Consider the following 22,058-nt stretch of genomic DNA (forward strand, 5'->3'; position numbering starts at 1 on the left):
ATTTTTCACCAGAACGTCCAACCCCACTTGCAAAAATAACGCCAGGCACTCTGCACATTCACGACCATCAACCTGAGACTTTTATAGTTTCCGCGTCCCCAGGAATGGACAACGTACGCAGATGAAAAATGCTGACAACGACCCCATAAGGACATCTCACGGGTTAAATCCGCATCTTCCAGATAAAGGAAATAGCGCTCATCAAAGCCACCACTCTGCAAAAAAGGCTTGGATTGCATCACCATGCAACACCCACTCAAATAAGGAACATCGAATTGATCGTCATAAGAAGAATCAGCCATCACATACCATCGGTCATATCGTTTCAACCAACCAGGCTTGAACCAATCAGGAATGAATCGCCTGCTCAACAATCCCAATACGGTGGGATTTCTCTTGCAGAGCTTCTGTTCATTGCCTAACGGGTCAAGGATCTGAGGCGCGGCGAGGACCACATCTGGATTTTGATCCATCCAGGACGTCATCGTCGCGAAAGTACCTTTAGTCCACTGAAGATCAGTATTAAGAACGCCTAAATACTTAGGAATGTTTGGCAATGTTTTAACCAAGCGATTAACGGCTCTTCCATAACCTGGGTTATCTGAGTTGCATAGCCAACTATCTGCATTCTCTGCCAGAAGATCGATCGGTTCACCAGGCAGATAATCATTCACAACAACTGCATAACCAATAGTCGCAGGAAGGGATCTCAAGCATGTGTTCAAACAATTCACCTCCTGCTTGGAAGGATGAAACGCCACCAAGAGCAAGATCAAAGATCGCAGTGGCGCTTCAGCCTCGCTCATGAACTCGAAACAGCACTCTGATCAGCTATTCCGATCCGCTCACCGTCATATCCCGATTGTTCACGCACCGCTTGACACCATTCAAGATTCTGTAGGTACCACTCAACCGTGACCTGTAAGCCCTCCTCAAAACTGTGCTGCGGCTTCCAGCCGAGTTCCCTGGATATTTTGCTGGCATCAATGGCATATCTGCGATCATGCCCTGGCCGATCAGACACACATTTGATCAAGCTTGCATAGGGCTCATTCTGTGGCCTGATCCGGTCAAGAATTGAGCAGATCGTTTCAACAACATCGCGATTACTCCGCTCACTCGCAGAGCCATGATCACCGGCACCTCCCACGCAATAATGATCACCGATTCGTCCACGCGTTGCAGCCAATAACAACGCATCAACGTGGTCTTCAACATACAACCAATCACGAACATTCAGACCATCCCCATAAAGAGGAATCGATTCACCTGCAATGGCCTTGAGAATGACAACAGGAATCAGCTTCTCTGGAAATTGCCAAGGACCGTAATTGTTAGAGCAGTTGGTCAGAACGACAGGCAAACCAAAAGTGTGGTGCCATGCATTAACTAGATGGTCGCTAGCAGCCTTACTCGCAGAATACGGACTGCGAGGATCATAAGCAGTGGTTTCAGAAAAGCGACCCTGATCTCCAAGAGAACCAAACACTTCGTCCGTACTGATGTGATGAAAGCGAAAACGAGCACGGCGATGTGGCGCCAGCTGCTCCCAGTGTCGACGCGCAGACTGAAGCAAATTATAGGTCCCAACGATATTGCTTTCAATAAAAAAGCCTGGGCCGTCGATTGAACGATCGACGTGACTTTCTGCAGCAAGATGCATAACAAGATCCGGATCCGCGATTCGGACAGCTTCCTCCGTAGCCTCAGCACTTGCGAGATCCACCCTGAGTAAATGGTGCTTGGGATGCTCACCGATACTTGTGAGGTCACTGGCATAACCAATTTTATCCAGATTGAAGACCTGAGCATCTGAGTGATGCAAAAGCCTGCGCACGACGGAGCTCCCAATAAATCCAGCTCCCCCGGTCACCAACACACGGGAATCAGCTGGCAGGGAAAAAGACATCACAATTCAAATCCTGATGGAAGGATAAACCCCCAAACGCCCCTAGGGGCGGGCTGCTATAGAAGCTTGAACTCTTTTGCAAACGCCAATCAATCGATTTTCCAACAAACAATCAAATAGAACAGACCACTCCCGCTCAGATCAGACAACAAGAACTAACACATTACTCAGCTAAAATGGACAAGATCACCAGCGGTGATCAAAACCTTATGCCATTTGACCATGTTAAAAGCATAACAATACATCGACAGTCAAAATAAGCAGTAGAGCACGACAACTTACACGAATTGATGTCACAATAAACAGGTACATAATATAAGCTAGCTCAAACCAGCTCTCTGCTAGTAGATTAAATCTCAGGGAATTTACAAAAATTTGTAGCATATGTTCAGCTCAAGGACCTAAGAAACCTGCAAATGAACATGGCCCGCGTCCATTTTCCAAAAGCTGCGTTAATTAACGACCACAATCACTCTTTTTCAAAGTTCAGCCAAAGCCCGTAGCTGATCATCAGAAATCCAGCCATGCCTCCAGGCTTCACTCTTAGCTTACGACGACTAGCTTCACCGCAAATTCGCGATCATCGACTGCAAAACAGTCATCTCCGGCAGTTTCAACTGGTCTCAGGCTGCCACTCACTCCAACCACGAGCGGTGCTGATAGTTCACACACCTAAGCTCGCCGATCATTCATACGGGAGATGAATGGGATCTGGCGGAGGGCTGAGCTGTCAATCACCGCACGAATGCACGGCAGGTTTGACTGGTAACGAGGCAAGTGCGGGGGCGGGTCGAGGGAAATTTAGAATGGCTTAGAAAGCAGCTTGCAACGAGAACAGGTGGAAGATCTCATAAATGTCTTAGAGTCAATGAATTGCTACATCAACAAATGGCAGGATTCAAAAAAAGCGAGCCAAATACGAAGAAGAAAAAGATCTCTAAAAATGGTCCTCAACTTCTCGAAGCTGCGATCAAAGCTCATAAAGCAGGGGATATTAAAAATGCAGAAGCACTATATTTAAACGCCATAGACAGTGGCTTCCACCATGAAATAGCCTTCTCCAACCTTGGAGTGATTTACAAAAACACAAACAGAAGCAAGGAAGCGGTTTCAATATACGAGCGTGCGGTAGCCGCCAATCCAAACTATGCAGATTCACATGCAAATCTAGGCAATCTTTTCAAAGATCTTGGGCAGCTCGATCAAGCCCTTGCCTCAACGCTGAAATCCTTAGAGCTGAAGCCTGATAACCCAGATGTCCACATGAACCTGGGCGTCATCCACAAAGATCTCGGGCAGCTCGATCAAGCTCTTGCCTCAACGCTGAAGTCCTTAGCGCTGAAACCTGATAACCCAATGACTTACATGAACCTTGGCGCGATCTACCAAGATCTCGGGCAGCTCGATAATGCGCTTACAACAACCCTCAAGTCCTTACAGCTGAAGCCTGATAGCTCAACGGCCCACATGAACCTGGGTGGGATCTACCAAGATCTTGGGCAGCTCGATCAAGCCCTTGCAGCAACCCTGAAATCCCTAGAGCTCAGAGCTGATAACCACGATGCCCACATGAACCTGGGCGGGATCTATGGCAATCTCGGGCAGCTCGATGAAGCGCTTGCAGCAACACTGAAGTCCCTAGAGCTCAGTCCTGATAACCCCAATGCCCATACGAACCTTGGCGGAATCTACCAAGATCTCGGGCGGTTCGATCAAGCCCTTGCAGCAACACTGAAGTCCCTAGAACTCAAACCTGATAACCCCGATGCCCATACGAACCTGGGAGGGATCTACCTAGGTCTCGGGCAGCTCGATCAAGCCCTTGCAGCAACCATAAAGTCCCTAGAACTCAAACCTGATAATCCCGGCGCTTTGAACAATTTAAAAGGGTTTATAGACCAGCTCACACTCAACTCATCCAATGCGCAGAATCTTATAAAAGCTTACGAATTACTGATTAATTTAGAGAATATCTCCCACTCCAAACTTTCAACAATTTTCATTCAAGTCTTCCTACCAACCATCCAAGAAGCTGCAAAATTTGATCCTATCATCTCAACGGAGAATAATGCTCTCACCAATCTCGCTGCGGATTGGCGGCTGAGAAAGTCCCTTACAATGCTTATTCCGCCTCATCAAGCTATTGAGCACTTTTTGACACGCCTGAGAAAAGAACTAGTAGGACTAGCATCTAATCAGAAGAAGATTCCAGATAACTTAAAAGGACTCACGGAAGCATTAGCCACCCAGTGCTTCCTGAATGAATACGTGTACGAGCAATCACCAGAAGAAGAAGATCTGGTAAATCAACTGATACCTGGCTTAAGCTCAAGCCAGGAGGAGGTGTTCAATCAATTCCTAGCCATTGTCGCCTGCTATGTGCCTATCTATCAGCTAAGATTCGATCAAGGATGGCTAGAAAATTACCCAACTTCTACATATGAAAGCAGAACGCTCATCGAAAGCCAACTGCAGCAACCTCAAGAAGAGAAGAGGATTAAAGCCACAATCAAAGGTGTTTCAGAGATATCCGATACCGTCTCAAGAAAAGTACAAGATATGTATGAAGAGAACCCATATCCTAGGTATCGGTATGCAGACTTTACCGATAAGACATCAGCAAAGTGCATATCTAAAGCAATTGAATACGAATCTACTAAGAAGAATCTTCAATTCTCAGAAGTACTCGCTAGCAATCATTCGCTACCAAGGGTGCTGATTGCAGGCTGCGGTACTGGCAGCCAAGTCATTACTTCTAGTCGCTACAAGAATGCACAGATTACAGCTATTGATCTAAGCAGTAGCAGCCTGACATACGCTATTAGGAAAGCCAAAGATTACGGAATGAAAAACGTTGACTTCAGAAAGATGGATTTATTAGATGTAGCAGCTCTTGACGAAACATTCGACACAATTGAATGCAGTGGTGTCTTACATCACATGGAAGATCCCGCAAAAGGGCTTTCAGCGTTAACAAAAAAACTGAAGCCTGGGGGCTATATCAAGCTTGGGTTGTATAGCGATATCGCCAGGAAAGAGATTGTGATTGCACGAAAACGAATTAAGCAGCTAGGCCTGAAAAGTACAGCAGACAGCATCAGAGAGTTTCGCCAAAAGGTCCTAAAGGGAGAATTCAAAGATCTAGCAAATCTGCCTAACTTTGGGGGTGATTTCTATTCACTCTCGAGGTGCCGGGACCTCTGCTTTCACGTTCAAGAACGTCGCTATACAATAGAAACACTCCGAAGACTTTTAGATTCTCACGGTCTAACTTTCTGTGGTTTTATGATATCAAAAAAAATAAAGAATCTTTACCAAGAGCAATATCCAGAAGATAGTGATATGGTTTCATTCGCTAACTGGGGAAAGTTTGAAGAAACACATCCCTCAACCTTCGTAGGCATGTATCAGTTTTGGGCACAGAAGTCTTACTAAACAAATTGCCAGAGCAACGCCTAAGATGCAATTATTGATCAAATATTATCCACAAAGCATAGCATCAATGCTCATAACTCGAGCTCATCTCGCTTTTACACTACCCTTCTCTGTGAATCAACTGCTCACCAGTAGAAGTCCCGAACTGGCATGACTGTTACGGTTGGAATTCAGTCAGCTTCGGGGAGATGTACTGACGGCGAACGAAACAGTCGATTCGGGCGCGGCAAAATAGCCCAGGAATGCAAGCTATTCAAGTCAACGGCATAAGCGTATCGAAGTGCTCTTCGCTTCACACTCAAATCAATTCCCGGAGCATGGACTGAACATAATCGCTGAGCAGCTGGCTGCAGTAAAGCGAAGAATCGGCCTGGCGCTGTGAAGTCTACATCTTAAACAATGAACAATATTCTGGCGAAACGAATGAATACTGGTGTCGATATTCGACTGCTGACAGATCCAAGCTTCGCAAGCCACTACTTTTCGAAAATACTGGATCTGCTCGAATTGCGACCACCAGACCGCTATTGCAAACTAAAATGATTAATTAACTCCTCATAGCGGCATCACGAACCGTCGGAACTGGCAAGGGGAGCCAAGCTGCATCACAAGTTCGCATTCATTGAGAATAAAACCGTGACCACGACCGGCTTCAACTAGCCACCCGTCGCTTCCTACATCAATGACGAAATCCTTCTTGTGATTCACTCCCACAAGCTTGATGCTCACTTCAGCCAAGAAATGGATCGAATGGGTGCAGTGCTGGACAAGTGATCACAGCAAGGATTCGCAACAAGCTGGAAAGGCCTCGACTCAAATGCAGAGGTTGAGTCAAAAAAATCCTGAGAAAGTCTGAACACAATTTCAAATGCTGAAAAGGTCATGCGGCAAATAATTTTGGCCGCGGACTCCCAGCAACAATTGAAAAATGATTAGGCAATCATAAAAGAGGCTCACAACTTCTCAAAGAATTAAGTAAACACTCATGGGCTGAACTCTCTAGAAGCAGATAAAGTATCAGAGGATTTTAAAAATATTAGCAGCAGATCTTCAGCTCAAGCTACAAGGAGACTTGCCATTGAACATATTCAGCATCCGTTTTCCAGAAGCTGAATTAAATAATGACCATAACCACTCTTTTTTAATGGTTCAGCCAAAGCCTGTAGCTGATCATCAGAAATCCAGCCATGCCTCCAGGCCACCTCTTCAGGGCACCCCACTTTCAAACTCTGTCGATGCTCAAGTGTACGGATGTAGCTGGATGCTTCATGCAAAGAATCACAGGTTCCAGTATCCAACCAAGCCATCCCACGACCCATCAGCTCAACCTTGAGCAAACCATCCTTGAGATAATCACGGTTGAGATCCGTGATCTCCAATTCACCACGGGCAGAAGGTTTGACCTTTTTGGCGCGATCAACAACAGTGCTGTCATAAAAATAGAGACCAGTCACGGCGTAACGCGACTTGGGTCGTGCCGGCTTTTCTTCGATACTGATGACGCGTCCATCATCAGAAAAATCAACGACCCCGTAGCGCTCAGGATCTCGCACTGGATAAGCAAAAACGGTGGCACCCTGATCAGATAAATCATCAGGGACAAGATCCTGGCCGTGGAAAAGGTTATCTCCGAGCACCAATGCTGCTGGATGACCGTCCAAAAAATCAGCACCAATCAAAAAAGCCTGAGCCAAACCGTCAGGGTCCGGCTGGACCGCATAGCTCAAACGCATGCCCCACTGACGTCCATCACCAAGCAAGCGCTGAAATGCCGCTTGATCTGAAGGGGTCGTGATAATCAACACGTCCCTGATCTTTGCCAACATCAGAGTGCTCAGTGGGTAATACACCATGGGCTTGTCGTAAACCGGCAATAACTGCTTGCTGGCGGCCTTCGTGATCGGATGCAGCCTGGTGCCGCTACCGCCCGCAAGAATGATGCCTTTTCGAGACCGAGCCAACTTATGCATCCTTTCTGCATGAATACTGCCACAACGATGGCCAGATGGAAGCCAGAAACAAATCAGTGGATCGACTGGAAAGTGAATGACACTTAATTTTTATGCATCGAAAAAATGAGCAAAAATGATCTCAAAGTATTGGAAGCAAAGTCTAAAGTACATTAAAATCTGATGCATTGGAGCAAATCATTGCTCCACGGCTCATATCAAAAGCCGCCCAAAGGCAACCTGGTGACAACGAATCTGAAATAAGGGTGCATATCAAGCTCTTGCATCATTTAAAACTGAAAGAATGGCAAGACAGCCAAAAACGAAGCCGCACAACACAAATCAACTCATGAGTCGAATATTATCCAATTAATCAGTCAAAAATTAAGTCAAATCTGCTGGACTAATGAAGATATTGGAATCATCGATCCATCAACATTTTGCAAGTTCAAGGAACCAAAATCAGCGGATACTTGCAAATCAGCCCCAACTTGACGAATCTTGAATTCGGATCCTGAAGCAACCAGCACACGATCTCCAGAGAAAAAATCAAAATCTGTCACCACATCGAACCCTTCAGACAGAACAAATGCATCAGCACCAACACCACCTGAAAGCCAATCATTACCTGATCCACCATTCAACCAATCATTGCCCAAGCCACCATGAATCAGATCATCACCCAACTGACCATCAAGGCGATCATCTCCCTGATCACCATTGATCCAGTCATCCCCCTCACCAGCAAATAAAGCATCAACGCCTAAACCACCGCTCACTTCGTCATCTCCGCCCTTGGAGCGGATCATGTCATCACCCAAACCACCAAGAAAGGCTTCTGAATAATCACCACCTTCTCGAACTTCACCCAAGCTTGATAATTGCTGTTGCTCAGGCCCCCAAATGGCTGCCAGTGCATTGAGGTCATTGGCAGTAAAGAAATCGGGCCATCGCCCAAACAATGGAGATCGATAAGCCATCACAGTTTCTTCTGGATAGTTACTACTCCATGGATCTGTAATCCCTTGCGTAACATCACCATCGGAAGAATTGAAGGCATGCTCCAAACCAAGTGCGTGGCCTAGCTCGTGAAGAAACACATAACGACGATATGCTTCATCATCTTGGAGTGGGGGGTAGTTAACGAATAACTCCCAATCTCGACCGGATGAGACCGCCAAACCAAGTGTTGTTTCTTGATCACCTAAATCGATTCCAGCGTCGTAAAAAAGATCAATATCAGCGGCTGCGGCACGATCAACAAAACGAAAATCCAGATCAATGACCGCATCAAGCCTTGCAATCACCGAGCGAACAAATTCCTGATCGACCGAAGGAATGGGCACAGACTGAATCACTTGCCCACCAAGACTTCCGCCTGAGACGCTGACAACACCACCCGCAGAATGCATGTAGAAATCAAGAAAACCGTCGATTGCCACTGCCCAGCGAGTGATCCTGGCACTCAACTCATCGATTAATTGTGCAGGAGCAATCGAAGGCCCACTCCAAAAACTGGGATCAGCTGCTTGAGCGGAAACTGCCTGAGGCCCTAATGACTGATTAGGGTGGAAATAACTTGACACGAAGATTTATATATAAAATCCTGATAAATTGAACCTAACCAAACGATTTGAGCAGGATGTGACTCAAATATGATTGGAAAATGAGAATCCTCTGAGCGATCAGCGACCTCCTGCTTTAAGCACCGTCTTGATCGTGCGGAACAGGATCACAAGATCCAGCCAGGTGCTGAAATTCAAAAGGTAATAAAGGTCATAGGACAATTTGAGATCAGAGTCTTCGACACTGCTGGCATAGGGAGCACAGACCTGAGCCCAACCACTCAACCCCGGTCGCATCCAGTGGCGCTTTCGGTAATGCGGGATTTGTCGTTCGAGCTCCTGCTCCATTTCTGGTCGCTCAGGTCTCGGACCGATCAGACTCATCTCTCCTTTGAGCACATTGAACAGTTGAGGCAGTTCATCAATGCGAAACCGTCTCAGCCACCCACCCACTGATGTAATCCGATGGTCTCCAGGCTTGGTCCAGGACGGCGGTTCGTGACTGGGCTGAACGCTCATTGTGCGCAACTTAATCACCCAGAAAGGGCGACCCAGCCAGCCACTGCGCTGCTGTGTGTAAAACACTGGCCCCTGATCTTCGATCCAGATCAACAGAGCGGAGATCGCAACGAAGGGAAATGTGATCAGCAGCAAGGCTGCTGCCACAAGCAGGTCGGCCATGCGTTTGAGCTGAGCCTGCACGCTGAAGGTGGCAGCCCAGGGAAGGTCGTCATAGGCCAGACCGTCCTGACCGATAAAGGCTGGAGGCAAGCGCTCCTGCTGCTGTTGAAACAAGCTGAGCAGCGACAACATCCGAATTTCACGGGGATCACTGGTCTCGGAGCACTCCAGTAACGGCAGCAATTCAGAGTGCTGACGCAGCGCTGGAGTGATTGCAAGCAGCAAAGGCTCGTCCATTCGCTTCATCCGTTCGAGTAACACTTCAGGCTGAGTAGGCCAGAGTCTCTGCCGCTCAGGAACGCGTTTCCAGGCCCACATGACTTGCGCAATTTCATCGGGCTCCGCCAACAAAAACAAGCGAGGTGATTCGGGTAACAACAGTCCACGGCGCATCGCCAGCCGAACCGCAAACGCCCAGCCACTGACTCCCGTCATCCAAAGGAGTTGCACCCTGCGATGCACGAGCCACACCTCAACGCCAGGGTTCAAAAGCCAACGAACGATGGCAACAACCATCAGTGTCGCTACAGCGGTGAGCAGCAAACGCTGCAGAAGCACGGGCAATGTCAGCCGGCGCCAGCGCAACACGGTGTAGCTGCCAAACAACCATCCCAGGGCTGGATAGAGCAACAGCATGAACAGCAACCAGCCTGTCTGGCTGAACAACGTGATGCCATCACTCGGTAACCCCGCCAGGCCTTGGAACAGCATCACCAGCGCCAGAATCAACAGCTGCCCGAGCCAGTCGAACATCACCGCACGCACGAGCAGCGTGCGGGGATCATTCATTGAGAGCCCCCAGCACGTCATCAAGCATGGATTGCCAATGGCGGGGGGACACTCCCAGGCGTTCGTGAGTCGACGTGCAATCGAGCAAGGAGTACGCAGGCCGATGGGCTGGGGTGGGGTAATCACTGGTGCGTATCGGCTTCACCTCAGCAGCTGCCGAGATCAGACCCCGTGCTGCGGCTTGAGCCCCAATCGCAACAGCAAAGTCAAACCACGTGGCAGCACCAGCATCACTCCAATGCAGAATTCCAGCGGCCTGACGGGCGATGACAGTCCAGCAGGTCTGGGCCAGACCAAACGTGGCGGTAGGACAGCCCACCTGATCAGCAACAACCCGAAGCGGTTCCTTGGCTTCGGACTTCAGCTGGTGCAAACGCAACATGGTCAGCAAAAAATTCTGTCCCACCGGGCCGTACACCCAACTGGTCCGCAAAATCGCGGCACGGCCATCCCCTTCTGTGCCCAGCAGCTCACGCACAGCCTGTTCACCAGACGCCTTGGTGGCGCCGTAAACCCCGAGAGGATCCGGGCGATCATCCGTTTGATAGGGACGACCCTGCTCTCCGTTGAAGACAAAATCCGTGCTCAGCTGCAACAGACGACCGCCTGGGCAACACGAGGCCAGGGCCTGCGACAGAGCACGCGGTGCACCCGCGTTCACGGCCTGCGCCAGCACAGGTTCCGATTCAGCTTGATCCACAGTGGTGTAAGCACCAGCATTGAGAACCCAATCGGGGAGATGGTCCTGCACCGCTCTCTGGCAAGCATCGTGATCCGCCAGATCAAGAGCTTCCAGGCCTTGGCCTCCACTGCGGCTCGTGCTGATCAACTGCACCCGGGGAGGCTTGGATGCAATCAGCGCCTGGCCGAGCTGACCACTGGCACCAGTGAGCAGAACTTTCAAGCAAACACCTCGTTTGCCGCTTCCAAGACAGCCAATTTTGGAGCCTCGGCGTCTTTTTCAGCGAGAGACGGTGCAGCTCCAGAGAGCTGTTCCAGAGGCCACTGAATCGCCAGGGCTGGATCGTCCCAGCGCAGAGAGCGTTCACACTCGCGGTTCCAGAAACCACTGGCCTTGTATTGCACCTCAGCGACCTCACTGAGGGTCAAAAACCCATGGGCAAAACCAACTGGCACCCAAAGCTGCTGGTGGTTGTCGGCACTGAGAGTCGCTCCCACCCACTGCCCATACGTTGAGGAATGCAGGCGTAGGTCAACCGCCACATCAAAAATGCTGCCAAAGCTGCATCGCACGAGCTTGCCCTGGGGCTCGGGAGGTAACTGAAAATGCAAGCCTCTCAAAACACCACGACTTGAGCGAGAGTGGTTGTCTTGCCGGAAACGGAGGGCCTGAACCTCATCTGCAGAACAGCCTGAAGCGATCAGTTCAGCACGGAAACTTCGCTCATTCCAGCTCTCAAAAAAATAGCCACGGCGATCACCAAAGATCTGGGGAGTGATCAGCAACGGGCCATGAATCGATTCTCCAGAGACGGTTTTCAGAGTTTCAGCCGCCATAAGTCATCTCCGGAACCAGGCTGATCAGGAGAGACGGAGACTACAGCTCGCAAGGAACACTCCCTCACCAACAGCAGACACAAACAAGCCTTCAAAGCATTGAAAGCTTCGCATGACGCTCATCCTCAGGCGGTGGCTGTCTGCTGAGCAGCTGGCGGTGCCGGCTGGAACATGAACATGGAGTAGATCACGTTGCGGCGCATGTTGGTCATCATGTCCAGGAACATGTCGTACCCCTCGTTCTTGTATTCGATCAGGGGGTCTTTCTGTCCATAGCCGCGCAGACCCACCGATTCGCGCAGGGCATCCATGGCCTGCAAGTGTTCACGCCACAGCGTGTCAATCTGCTGAAGGATGAAGAAGCGCTCGGCCTCACGCATCAAGCCTGGACGCTGCTGCTCGATCTGACCCTCTTTGAGGTCATAGGCGTTACGCAGCTGTTCCTGCAGAAAAGCCTTGAGCTCCTCCATCGATAAACCCTGTAACTGCTCGGCCTTGAGATCCTCCAGCAGGTAAACAAACTCCTGCACTTTGCTCACCAGCTGAGCCACGTCCCATTCCTCGGGCGGCAGGTCGGGATTCACATAGGCCTCCACGATCTCATTCATAGTGCGCTCGCCATAGCCCACCACCTGCTTCTTGAGCTCGCGACCATCGAGCACGCGACGGCGCTCTGAATAGACCGCCTTGCGCTGATTGTTCATCACTTCGTCGTACTCGAACACCTGCTTGCGGATGTCGTAGTAGTAGGTCTCCACCTTTTTCTGAGCTCCCTCAAGAGAGCGGGTGAGCATGCCGGATTCAATCGGCATGTCCTCCTCCACACGGAAGGCATTCATCAGTCCGGCCACGCGCTCACCGCCGAAGATGCGCAACAGGTTGTCGCCCAGAGAGAGGAAAAAGCGGGTGGAACCTGGATCACCCTGACGACCGGCGCGTCCGCGCAGCTGATTGTCAACACGGCGCGACTCATGACGCTCGGTACCGATCACATGCAGGCCACCCGTCTCTCTCACCCGGCCTTCTTCCTTCTTCACGACCTCGTCGTATTCGGTTTTCACCATGGCGATGGCAGCACGCAGTGCCGCAATCTGGGGATCGTCGGTGGGAGCCTTCTCAGCAGCTGTTGCGATGCGATCCTCCAGTTCGATCACGCTGAGAGCGCGGTCGCCCCAGGCCTTGACCAGATCCCTGGCCAAGCCGGCAAGAGCCTGGTCGGTTGAATCGGTGAGCTGACAGGGATAGAGGCTGCCGATGGCCTTGGCTTCACTGGGGGCACTGCCATGGGGCCCGGAAGCCGGCGCTGCTTTAGCTGCAAAGCCATCACCACCATCGGTGCTGCGCTGCAGCGGCACCGGCGGGCGATGCCCCTCTTCCGGCCGCACAAGCCGAGGCAACAACACCTCGCGCAGTTTGAGGCGGGCCATGTAATCGCTGTTTCCGCCAAGGATGATGTCGGTGCCACGTCCGGCCATGTTGGTGGCGATGGTGACGGCGCCGGAGCGACCGGCCTGAGCCACAATTTCAGCCTCCCGCTCCACGTTTTCCGGCTTGGCGTTGAGCAGGTTGTGGGGAATGTTCTGTTCCGCCAGCAGGGAGCTCAGCAACTCACTTTTTTCAACGCTGGTGGTGCCCACCAACACGGGCCTGCCCTGCTGATGCACCTCAGCGGTCTCCTGCGCCACCGCACGCCATTTGGCCTCTTCAGTTTTGTACACCTGATCCACCCAGTCCTGACGGGCACGCACCCGGTTGGTGGGCACAATCGTGGTTTCAAGCTTGTAAGTCTTTTCGAACTCGGTTTCCTCCGTCTTGGCCGTACCGGTCATGCCCGCCAGTCGCGGATAGAGCAGGAAGAAGTTCTGATAAGTGATTGAAGCCAGCGTCTGGGTTTCAGGCTGGATTTGCAGTTCTTCCTTGGCTTCAATCGCCTGATGCTGGCCATCACTCCAGCGGCGACCAGGCATCACACGACCGGTGAATTCATCAACGATCACCGCTTCACCATCACGCACGATGTAATTCACATCGCGCGTGAACAGATCCTTGGCCTTGAGAGCATTGGTGATGTAGTGAGCCCAGGGATCCTGAGGGTCATAGAGGTCATTGACGCCGATCATCTGCTCGGCCTTGGCGAAGCCTTCATCGGTGAGAGTGCAGCTGCGCTGCTTCTCATCCACCTCGTAATCACCCTCAGGATCAATACCATCTTTGCCCATTTCAGCAGCACGCGCCAGGGCTGATGCCACCTCAGCAGCCTTCTGGTATTTTTCCTGCGGACGTTCAACCTGACCGGAAATAATCAGAGGCGTACGGGCTTCATCAATCAGAATGGAATCGACCTCATCGATTACACAATACTGAAATTCGCGTTGAACCACTTCACTGATATCTGCGGCCATGTTGTCGCGCAGATAATCAAACCCGAGCTCGGAATTAGTGGCATAAGTGATATCGCAGCCATAGTTGATGCGACGCTCAGCAGGAGCCATATCCTGCTGAATCAGGCCCACTGAAAGGCCCAGGAAACGGTGCACCTGACCCATCCACTCGGCATCACGACGGGCCAGATAATCATTCACGGTCACGACGTGAACCCCACGACCCGTTAAAGCATTCAAGTAGCTGGGCAGCGTGGCCACCAGGGTCTTGCCCTCGCCGGTCTTCATCTCACCGATCTGGCCCTCGTGCAGGACCATCCCGCCGATCAACTGCACATCGAAATGACGCATGGCCAGCACCCGCTTGGCGGCTTCGCGCACCACGGCGAACGCCTCGGGCAGGATCTCGTCGAGAATCGGGCGCTGATTCTCAAGGCTTCCGGCATCGGCCAGACGTTGCTGAAACGCAGTCGTCTTGGCACGCAGCTCATCATCAGTCAGCGGGGCGATCTCCTCCTCCAGCAGATTGATGTCAGAAACTATCGGCTGATACCGCTTCAGCTTGCGGGCATTGGGGTCACCCAGCAGGAGCTTGAGCATGGTGTCGACAACTACCCTCGGGCCCGAAAGCCTACCGGGGTCTGGGAACGATTCAGGGGTTTGCTCCAGTGGTTGAGCTGATCCAGCCAGATGCTGCGGCAGAACAATTGCTCGTAGCGAAGGCGCGCCTGCACTCCGAGATGACACAGCAGAGAAGGATCATCAGCAAGTTTTTGCAGCACCCGCGGTAAATCCTCCGGCGTCTGAGACCAGTCAAGATCAGCCAGCTGACAGACCCAACCCATACCCGAACGCCAACGCTGAAAGGCGAGAGCAGGCAAACCAGCAGCCATCGCCTCCAGTTGCACGATGCCAAACGCCTCATTGGAACTCTCTGAGGGCAGAACAAGCAGATCGGCCTGCAGCAGCTGAGTCAGTTTTTCGGCCTCCGACAAGCGGCCATGAAATCGCACCACCCCATTTTGATGAGATGAAGTCAGCTCACGACTGAGGGCTTCAAATTCAGCCCGCCGCGGCCCATCACCGACAACATCCAGCGACCAGGGGCCCTTGACACTGACAAGACTGTGCAACAGCCAATCCAGTCGTTTGTAGCTGCCTAAGCGGCCGATGAACAGCACCCGCATGGGCCGATTGGCTCGCGGTTGGGACAACGACCGCTTCGCCACCAGAGCAGCAGCTTCCTGGTCGTGGCTGAGGCAACAGCTCAGCACCGCAACGCGTTCAGGCCGGCAACCGCAACGCACCAATTCCGCTTTCAGCAACGGCGATGTGGTGATCACCCCCGGAAGCCAGGACACAACCCTGAGTGCCAGCCACTCGTAAAAGCCGAAAAAGCGTCCCTTCAAGCCTGAAGCAGGTTCGAAAAAGAAGTGCCAGTGAGCCGTGACACGACGCCGGGGGCGGCCCAAACGGGCGAGCAGCAGCACCAGAAGCACCCCGATGGAGGGCAGATGGCCATGCAGAGGCTGATGCGAACGCAACAACGACCACAGCTCAGGCGAAGGCAGCGGCAAGACCAGACGTCCAAGGGCTGGCGTGCGCGCCAGTCGTCTGCGCGGGTAGTGGGCAGGGATGGCGTCGTGCTCGCTCAGGCTGCGGTTTTGCGCATCCAGGCTCCAGACCGCCCCTCCCCAGACCATCGCCAATTCATGAGCCACCCGTTCAACACCGCCATAACCCGGTGGCCACTCGCGCAACAACTGCTGGATGGTCTGGGGCCGCTGTTCAAGAAGCCACTGTTCACCAGGCACTGACGTCATGACCTCGGCGCATCAAAGCCTTGGAACAAATGAATTTTGTTGCACACAACAAGTGAGGTCGCAGTGAGACGGATGATGAGGCCTGCATCAGAAGACGATGGCCCGCATCCATCTGGTTGAACATGCACCAGGAGCCCCAGGCCTGCGCCTGATGGGGCTGGGGCCAAACCTACGCCCGACGCGCGGTCTGCTCAAACTGCGGCGCTTACTCAATAAACACGCCTTCTGGGCCAAGGGCCGCAGCCGTCAACAACTGCGTCGGATGCTGCAAGGCAGCCCGGTGGTTGTGAGCCTTTGGCGCGGCAAACGCATGGTGGGCTTTGGCCGAGCCAGCAGCGATGGGATCTACAGGGCCGTGCTCTGGGATGTGGTGGTGGCCGGAGACCTTCAGGGACGCGGGCTTGGACGGCGGGTCGTTGAAGCGCTGCTGGCGTCCCCAAAACTGCGTGAGGTGGAGAGGGTGTATCTGATGACCACCAACAGCAACGGGTTTTACGAACAAATGGGGTTCAGAGCCGTTTCCTCTCAGCAGCTGCTGATCCGAAAACAATGATTCAACAAGCGGATGAAGAGATTCGAACTCTCGACCCTCTCCTTGGCAAGGAGATGCTCTACCACTGAGCTACATCCGCAGGCCTGCAGGTGGATATCACCTGACGACCCGAGAAGCATGCACCACCAAGGGGCCGTTGGTCAATCCACCGTTCAAGCCGCTGGCAATGCCTTAACAAGAGACCCCATTTCCAGAGCCTGCAGGGCATAGCTCCATCCCAGATTGCTCTTGATCCCTGCCCGCTCAAGGGCCTGTTGCATCGTGTCGGTTGTGAGCACACCGAAAATCACCGGCACACCGGTGTCGCGGGACACGGTGGCAATCCCCTTGCTGGCTTCGGCCACCACCACATCGAAATGGGGCGTGTCGCCCCGAATCACTGCGCCAAGGGTGATCACCACCTGATAGCGACCGCTGCGAGCCAACTGCTGGGCCACCAGCGGCAACTCAAAGGAACCAGGCACCCAGGCCGTATCGAGCTGGTTGCTGTCTGCTCCGGTATCAATCCCATGGCGTCCAAGACAATCAAGGCAGCCGCTCAGCAACTTGGCTGTGACCAGATCGTTGAATCGAGCAATAACAACGGCGATGCGCAGGCCCTGCACATCAGTGAACCGTCCTTCAAAGGTGGCCATGACGCCTTGATCCGTTCATTCCATGTTCACACCCAGCCGACGTGAACTAGACAAAAAAGATGCTCGCCGACCTGGCTTCAGACCACGAAGAAGCTCATGCCCCAGTTCACGAGCACCAAGGCCACCCAGGCGATGCCACCAAGCAAGATCAGGCGGTTTGAGCGGCCACTGTCCTCATTCGAGGCGTAAAGGACGGGCACAGCCACGATCAGCGCAAAGGACATCACCACAAGTGCCAGAACGGTGAGGGTGTTAAGGATTTGCATGGTGAATCGGTCGACGCCAGGTCGTTCCCGGGGATTCTCACACGTTGGGGAGAGCCCTCTCCGTTGCCTGCGCATCAAGCTTCACAGCTTGTGTTGAACAGGATCGGTACGATCCAGCCACTTCCGGATGTCCCATGCCCCTCACCTGCCCCCAGCCCGAGGAGCAGTCACTGCAGGGGAATCTGTTCGGGGCTCCGGAACCGACCAAAGGCCCCTCGCTCTTACCTGCCAATGCCTCTCAGGCACTGGCAGGCGATGCATTGTCAGAGGTCAGTGACGCCGACCTCAGCGCTGATGCAGCCTCTCGCCCCAGACAGCGTCAGAACAGCAGTGATCCCGACCAGGCCTCCAACCCGGACGACGACCTGACCAGCTCAGACAACGACGACAGCGACGCCCCGGCCTGGGCCCACCACAGCCAGGTGGATCCGATCCTGCTGACGCCAATGTTGCGCCATTACGTGGAGCTCAAGGCCGAACACCCTGAACGCGTGCTGCTGTACCGACTGGGCGACTTCTTTGAATGTTTCTTCGAAGACGCCGTCGAGCTCTCGCGAGTGCTGGAACTCACCCTCACCGGCAAGGAAGGGGGCAAGGCGATCGGACGCGTGCCGATGGCGGGAATTCCCCATCACGCCGCCGAGCGTTACTGCGCTGAGCTCATCCGTCGTGGTTACTCCGTGGCGCTGTGCGACCAACTGGAAACCACCCCCGCCAAGGGAGCCCTGCTCAAGCGGGGCATTACCCGGGTGCTCACTCCGGGCACGGTGCTAGAGGAAGGCATGCTCGCTGCCCGCCGCAACAACTGGCTGGCCGCAGTGGTGGTGGAACCTGCCAGCGGCAAGCAACCCTTGCGCTGGGGTCTGGCCAGCGCCGATGTGAGCACCGGCGACGCTCAGGTGCTGGAACGCAGCGGCAGCGATGCCTTGCATCAGCAATTAGCCCAGCTGGAGGCCTCGGAACTGCTCTGGGCAGCCACGGACGACGCCGGCACGCAGCGACCTGCCTGGTGTCCTGAACGGCTGATGCTCAGCCCGATGGCGCTCACACCCTTCAGCCGCCCCCAGGCCGAACAGGCCCTGAAAACGCACTACCGGCTGGCTGGGCTGGATGGCCTTGGCCTGCAGGAACTACCCCTGGCCCTGCGGGCCTTTGGTGGGCTGCTGCAGTACGTCAATGACACGCAACCGCTCGAGGAGGCAGCGCGAGTCCCCCTTGATGTGCCGAAGATCGTGCAGGCCGGTGATGCCCTCGTGCTCGATGCCCAGACCCGCCGCAATCTGGAGCTGACGGCCACCCAACGCGACGGACAACTCCAGGGTTCGCTGCTCTGGGCGATCGACCAGACCCTCACGGCCATGGGTGGGCGATGTCTACGCCGCTGGCTGGAGGCGCCGCTGATGGCTCTCACCACAATCCGGGAGCGACAAAGCGTGGTGAGCTTGCTGGTGAGCCAAAGGCCCCTGCGCCAGGGCTTGCGGCGTCTGCTCAGGCCGATGGGGGATCTGGAAAGGCTGGCGGGTCGGGCCGGCGCCGGACATGCGAGCGCCCGTGATCTGGTGGCCATCGCCGATGGCCTGGAGCGGCTTCCCCGCCTTGCCAGTCGCCTGGTGGGAACCCTGGAAACATGGCCACGCGTTCTTGAGGCACTGCTGCAGCCAGATCCAGCGCTCGCTGAACTGGCCTCCGCCATTCGCCATGCCCTGGTGGACGCTCCGCCCCTTTCCCTCAGCGAAGGCGGGCTCATCCATGACGGAGTGGACCCGCTGCTGGATGGCCTACGCAATCAACTCGATGACCAGGACGCCTGGCTGGCCGAGCAGGAACGGTTGGAGAAAGAGCTCAGTGGCATCAGCAACCTGCGTCTGCAGTACCACCGCACCTTCGGGTATTTCCTGGCGGTGAGCAAAGCGAAAGCGTCCTCCGTGCCCGACCACTGGATCCGCCGCCAGACCCTTGCCAATGAAGAACGCTTCATCACTCCTGAACTGAAAGAGCGGGAGGGACGCATCTTCCAGCTGCGGGCACGGGCTTTTCAGCGCGAATACGAGCTGTTCTGCAAGTTGCGCGACCAGGTTGGCAGCATGGCCATACCTATCCGCGAAGCAGCCCGCGCCACGGCCGGATTGGATGCACTCTGTGCCCTGGCTGACACGGCCGCCACCGCAGGCTGGTGCGCCCCCCAACTGAGCGACGACCGTGAGCTCGCCATCACAGCTGGCCGTCACCCAGTGGTGGAACAGTTGCTGGTGGAAGCGCCCTTCACCCCCAACGATCTGGCTCTCGGACGTGACACCGACCTGATCGTGCTGACGGGACCCAATGCCAGCGGCAAAAGCTGCTATCTGCGCCAGATCGGCCTGATCCAGCTGTTGGCTCAGATCGGCAGCTGGGTGCCCGCCTCCGCCGCTCAGATCGGCATAGCCGATCGCATCTTCACTCGGGTGGGAGCCGTGGACGATCTGGCCGCGGGCCAGTCCACCTTCATGGTGGAAATGGCCGAAACCGCCAACATCCTTCACCACGCCAGCGACCGCTCCCTGGTGCTTCTTGATGAAATCGGCCGCGGCACAGCCACCTTTGATGGCCTCTCGATCGCCTGGGCCGTGAGCGAACATCTGGCCAGCGATCTCAAGGCGCGCACGGTGTTCGCCACCCATTATCACGAGCTGAACAACCTGGCGGAGGAGCGGCCCAACGTGGCCAACTTCCAGGTGATGGTGGAAGAAACCGGCGAGGATCTCGTGTTCCTGCATCAGGTGCAGAGCGGCGGTGCCAGCCGCAGTTACGGCATCGAAGCGGCCCGCCTTGCAGGGGTCCCCTCCCCCGTTGTGCAACGGGCCAGGCAGGTGCTCGATCAGCTGGCGGCCTGAGCCGCTCGCAGCAGGGCATTCGCCGCCGCCGCCACCAAACCTGCTCCGCCACGGGTTCCCTCCAGGCGGATCTGAGCCAGAGCCGTCGCCGCCAGACGACGCTTGCTTTCAGGGACACCAACGAAACCAACGGGCATGCCGATCACCAGCGAAGGGGCCGCGGCCCCGGCATCGAGCTGATCCAGCAACTGTTCCAAAGCCGTGGGCGCACTGCCCACAAGCAGCACCGGCATGGGCTGCCCGCTCGCGTTGGCCGCCTGTGTGAGCTCCGGCCAGGCCCTCTGCATGGCCGCAGCGGAACGAGTGGACTCCTGCGGTGAAACCTCAGGAGCCCAGTCGAGCAGGCAGCGCACGGTCGTGCCCAGTGTGCGCATGGCCATCGGCGTCACGGCAGCTGCAGCCATGGCCGTATCGGTGAGGATCGCTGCTCTGCCCTGCAACGCCGCAAGTCCCTGCTCGCAGGCCCCCTCGCTGAACCGCAGCAACGGCTGCAGGCCTGGATCTCCGCTGCTGTGCACCAGACGCTCCAACACCTGCTGCTGCAGAGGATCGAGTCCCGTGTCCCCCAGCAAGGCCCGAATTCGACGGATGCTTTCCGTGAAGATCGGATGATCAGCCATTCCAGCAAGTTCCTCTGACGGGGGCTGCCAGTCAGGGCAGACTTCGACATTGTGCGACGACACGCCTCAATGCCGATCCAGTTGTTCTGGGGCGATGATTCCGCCGCGCTGGAACGGGCGGTTCAGGCCTTGATCGAGAAGGCAGTTGATCCGAGCTGGGCGAGCGTGAACGTGAGTCGACTGGATGGCAGCGAAGCGGGACAAGCCAGGCAGGCACTGGAAGAAGCACGCACGCCACCCTTCGGCGCTGGCTCCAGGGTCGTGCTGCTGCAGCGGTCTCCCTTCTGCAACACCTGTCCCAGCGAGCTGGCCGATCGCTTCGAAGCTTCTCTGGATGGCATCCCTGAAAGCACCCAACTGCTGCTCTGCCATCCCTCCAAACCTGACGGTCGTCTGCGCACCACCAAAGCCCTGATCAAACGCATCAAGGCGGGAGAAGCCTGCGAGCGCAGCTTCAAGTTGCCGGCGGTCTGGGACGGCGCCGGCCAGCGCCAGCTGGTGGAGCGAACTGCTGAGGAACTGAACCTAAGGCTGGAGCCCCGTGCAGTGGATGCCTTGATCGATGCCATCGGCAACGACAGCGCAAGGTTGACCATGGAACTGCAGAAGCTGGCTTTGCATGCTGAAAGCAGCGGAGAGGCACGCATCAGTGCCAGCTCGGTTGACAGCCTGATCGAGGGTCTCAGCACCAACGCTCTGCAGGTGGGTGATGCCCTGCTAGCAGGTGATCCCGGCGAGGCGATTGCCTTACTGGATGCCCTCAACGATGCCGGCGAACCGGCCCTGCGCATTGTGGCCACACTCACCGGTCAGATCAGGGGGTGGCTCTGGGTGATGCTGCTCGAACAACAGGGAGAGCGGGACGTGGGGGTGATCGCCAAAGCGGCAGGAATCGGCAACCCCAAGCGCATCTATGTGATGCGCAAACAGCTGCAGGAGCGTTCACCCCAGCGCTGCCTCAACCTGCTGGGCCGCCTGCTGGATGTGGAAGCAGCTCTCAAACGCGGCACCCAGCCGGGAGACGCATTCCGCGATGGGCTGCTGGGAGCAGCACAGTGAGA

18 protein-coding genes and 1 tRNA gene are annotated in these 22,058 nt (G+C 54.7%); 5 read left to right on the forward strand and 14 right to left on the reverse strand.

Annotation, left to right across the window (positions count from 1 at the left end; translation table 11 throughout):
* Positions 1-5 precede the first annotated feature (5 nt).
* Both SIB58_RS14160 and rfbB read right to left on the reverse strand, forming a co-directional pair.
* The gene (locus SIB58_RS14160; protein ID WP_067327349.1) at positions 6-806 is read right to left on the reverse strand and encodes a glycosyltransferase family 2 protein; all 801 of its coding nucleotides are present in this window, start codon (positions 804-806) and stop codon (positions 6-8) included.
* Positions 803-1,909, reverse strand: coding sequence for a dTDP-glucose 4,6-dehydratase (gene rfbB / locus SIB58_RS14165; RefSeq protein ID WP_066911374.1), 1,107 nt, complete (start codon positions 1,907-1,909; stop codon positions 803-805). Before rfbB ends, SIB58_RS14160 begins: the two co-directional genes overlap by 4 nt.
* A 600-nt stretch (positions 1,910-2,509) precedes the next feature.
* On the opposite strand from rfbB, the gene SIB58_RS14170 reads away from it, so the two are divergent.
* Positions 2,510-2,569 carry a hypothetical protein gene (locus SIB58_RS14170; RefSeq protein WP_231857177.1) on the forward strand — a complete coding sequence of 20 codons (60 nt, stop codon included), beginning with the start codon at positions 2,510-2,512 and terminating at the stop codon, positions 2,567-2,569.
* Between the two features lie 228 nt (positions 2,570-2,797).
* Entirely contained in the window at positions 2,798-5,344 is a 2,547-nt protein-coding gene (locus SIB58_RS14175) for a tetratricopeptide repeat protein (protein ID WP_082823438.1), read from the forward strand.
* Positions 5,345-5,899: 555 nt separating this feature from the next.
* Here SIB58_RS14175 and SIB58_RS14180 read toward each other — a convergent pair.
* The 8 genes from SIB58_RS14180 to SIB58_RS14215 all read right to left on the reverse strand — a co-directional run bounded on the left by SIB58_RS14180 (position 5,900) and on the right by SIB58_RS14215 (position 16,050).
* Positions 5,900-6,082, reverse strand: a complete 183-nt coding sequence (locus tag SIB58_RS14180) for a hypothetical protein (RefSeq protein WP_066911376.1) — start codon at positions 6,080-6,082, stop codon at positions 5,900-5,902.
* Positions 6,083-6,432: 350 nt separating this feature from the next.
* Entirely contained in the window at positions 6,433-7,314 is an 882-nt protein-coding gene (gene rfbA / locus SIB58_RS14185; RefSeq protein WP_067327346.1) for a glucose-1-phosphate thymidylyltransferase RfbA, read from the reverse strand.
* A 368-nt stretch (positions 7,315-7,682) separates the two neighbouring features.
* Positions 7,683-8,735, reverse strand: coding sequence for a M64 family metallopeptidase (locus SIB58_RS14190; protein ID WP_197461195.1), 1,053 nt, complete (start codon positions 8,733-8,735; stop codon positions 7,683-7,685).
* Positions 8,736-8,978: 243 nt separating this feature from the next.
* On the reverse strand, positions 8,979-10,328 hold the full coding sequence (locus SIB58_RS14195) for a sugar transferase (RefSeq protein WP_082823437.1): 1,350 nt from the start codon (positions 10,326-10,328) through the stop codon (positions 8,979-8,981).
* A complete protein-coding gene (gene rfbD / locus SIB58_RS14200; protein ID WP_067327339.1) occupies positions 10,321-11,232 on the reverse strand; it encodes a dTDP-4-dehydrorhamnose reductase in 912 nt (303 codons plus the stop codon). The genes SIB58_RS14195 and rfbD overlap by 8 nt, the downstream gene beginning before the upstream one ends.
* Positions 11,229-11,846 (reverse strand): dTDP-4-dehydrorhamnose 3,5-epimerase, encoded by a 618-nt coding sequence (rfbC, locus tag SIB58_RS14205; protein ID WP_067327336.1) that lies wholly within the window; start codon positions 11,844-11,846, stop codon positions 11,229-11,231. The genes rfbD and rfbC overlap by 4 nt, the downstream gene beginning before the upstream one ends.
* Before the next feature lie 125 nt (positions 11,847-11,971).
* Positions 11,972-14,827, reverse strand: coding sequence for a preprotein translocase subunit SecA (secA, locus tag SIB58_RS14210; protein ID WP_067327333.1), 2,856 nt, complete (start codon positions 14,825-14,827; stop codon positions 11,972-11,974).
* An 11-nt stretch (positions 14,828-14,838) separates the two neighbouring features.
* On the reverse strand, positions 14,839-16,050 hold the full coding sequence (locus SIB58_RS14215) for a glycosyltransferase family 4 protein (protein WP_067327330.1): 1,212 nt from the start codon (positions 16,048-16,050) through the stop codon (positions 14,839-14,841).
* A gap of 97 nt (positions 16,051-16,147) precedes the next feature.
* On the opposite strand from SIB58_RS14215, the gene SIB58_RS14220 reads away from it, so the two are divergent.
* Positions 16,148-16,603, forward strand: coding sequence for a GNAT family N-acetyltransferase (locus tag SIB58_RS14220; protein ID WP_067327327.1), 456 nt, complete (start codon positions 16,148-16,150; stop codon positions 16,601-16,603).
* Between the two features lie 7 nt (positions 16,604-16,610).
* Here the strand turns inward: SIB58_RS14220 and SIB58_RS14225 are convergent.
* The 3 genes from SIB58_RS14225 to psbZ form a co-directional block, all read right to left on the reverse strand.
* Positions 16,611-16,682: transfer RNA gene (locus SIB58_RS14225), tRNA-Gly, on the reverse strand.
* A 73-nt stretch (positions 16,683-16,755) separates the two neighbouring features.
* A complete protein-coding gene (gene ribH / locus SIB58_RS14230; protein WP_066911403.1) occupies positions 16,756-17,238 on the reverse strand; it encodes a 6,7-dimethyl-8-ribityllumazine synthase in 483 nt (160 codons plus the stop codon).
* Positions 17,239-17,315: 77 nt separating this feature from the next.
* Entirely contained in the window at positions 17,316-17,504 is a 189-nt protein-coding gene (psbZ, locus tag SIB58_RS14235; protein ID WP_011932021.1) for a photosystem II reaction center protein PsbZ, read from the reverse strand.
* Between the two features lie 134 nt (positions 17,505-17,638).
* On the opposite strand from psbZ, the gene mutS reads away from it, so the two are divergent.
* The gene (gene mutS, locus SIB58_RS14240; RefSeq protein ID WP_414494670.1) at positions 17,639-20,377 is read left to right on the forward strand and encodes a DNA mismatch repair protein MutS; all 2,739 of its coding nucleotides are present in this window, start codon (positions 17,639-17,641) and stop codon (positions 20,375-20,377) included.
* Here the strand turns inward: mutS and SIB58_RS14245 are convergent.
* Entirely contained in the window at positions 20,362-20,997 is a 636-nt protein-coding gene (locus tag SIB58_RS14245) for a precorrin-8X methylmutase (protein ID WP_414494671.1), read from the reverse strand. The two genes, mutS and SIB58_RS14245, sit on opposite strands and share 16 nt — an antisense overlap.
* A gap of 69 nt (positions 20,998-21,066) precedes the next feature.
* Between SIB58_RS14245 and holA the strand changes: the two genes are divergently transcribed.
* Positions 21,067-22,056: a DNA polymerase III subunit delta gene (gene holA / locus SIB58_RS14250; protein ID WP_067327089.1), complete on the forward strand. Its 990-nt coding sequence runs from the start codon at positions 21,067-21,069 to the stop codon at positions 22,054-22,056.
* The last annotated feature ends 2 nt before the right edge of the window (positions 22,057-22,058 follow it).

Origin of the sequence: Synechococcus sp. MIT S9504 (assembly GCF_047497135.1) — a bacterium.
Classification (GTDB): Bacteria; Cyanobacteriota; Cyanobacteriia; order PCC-6307; family Cyanobiaceae; genus Synechococcus_C.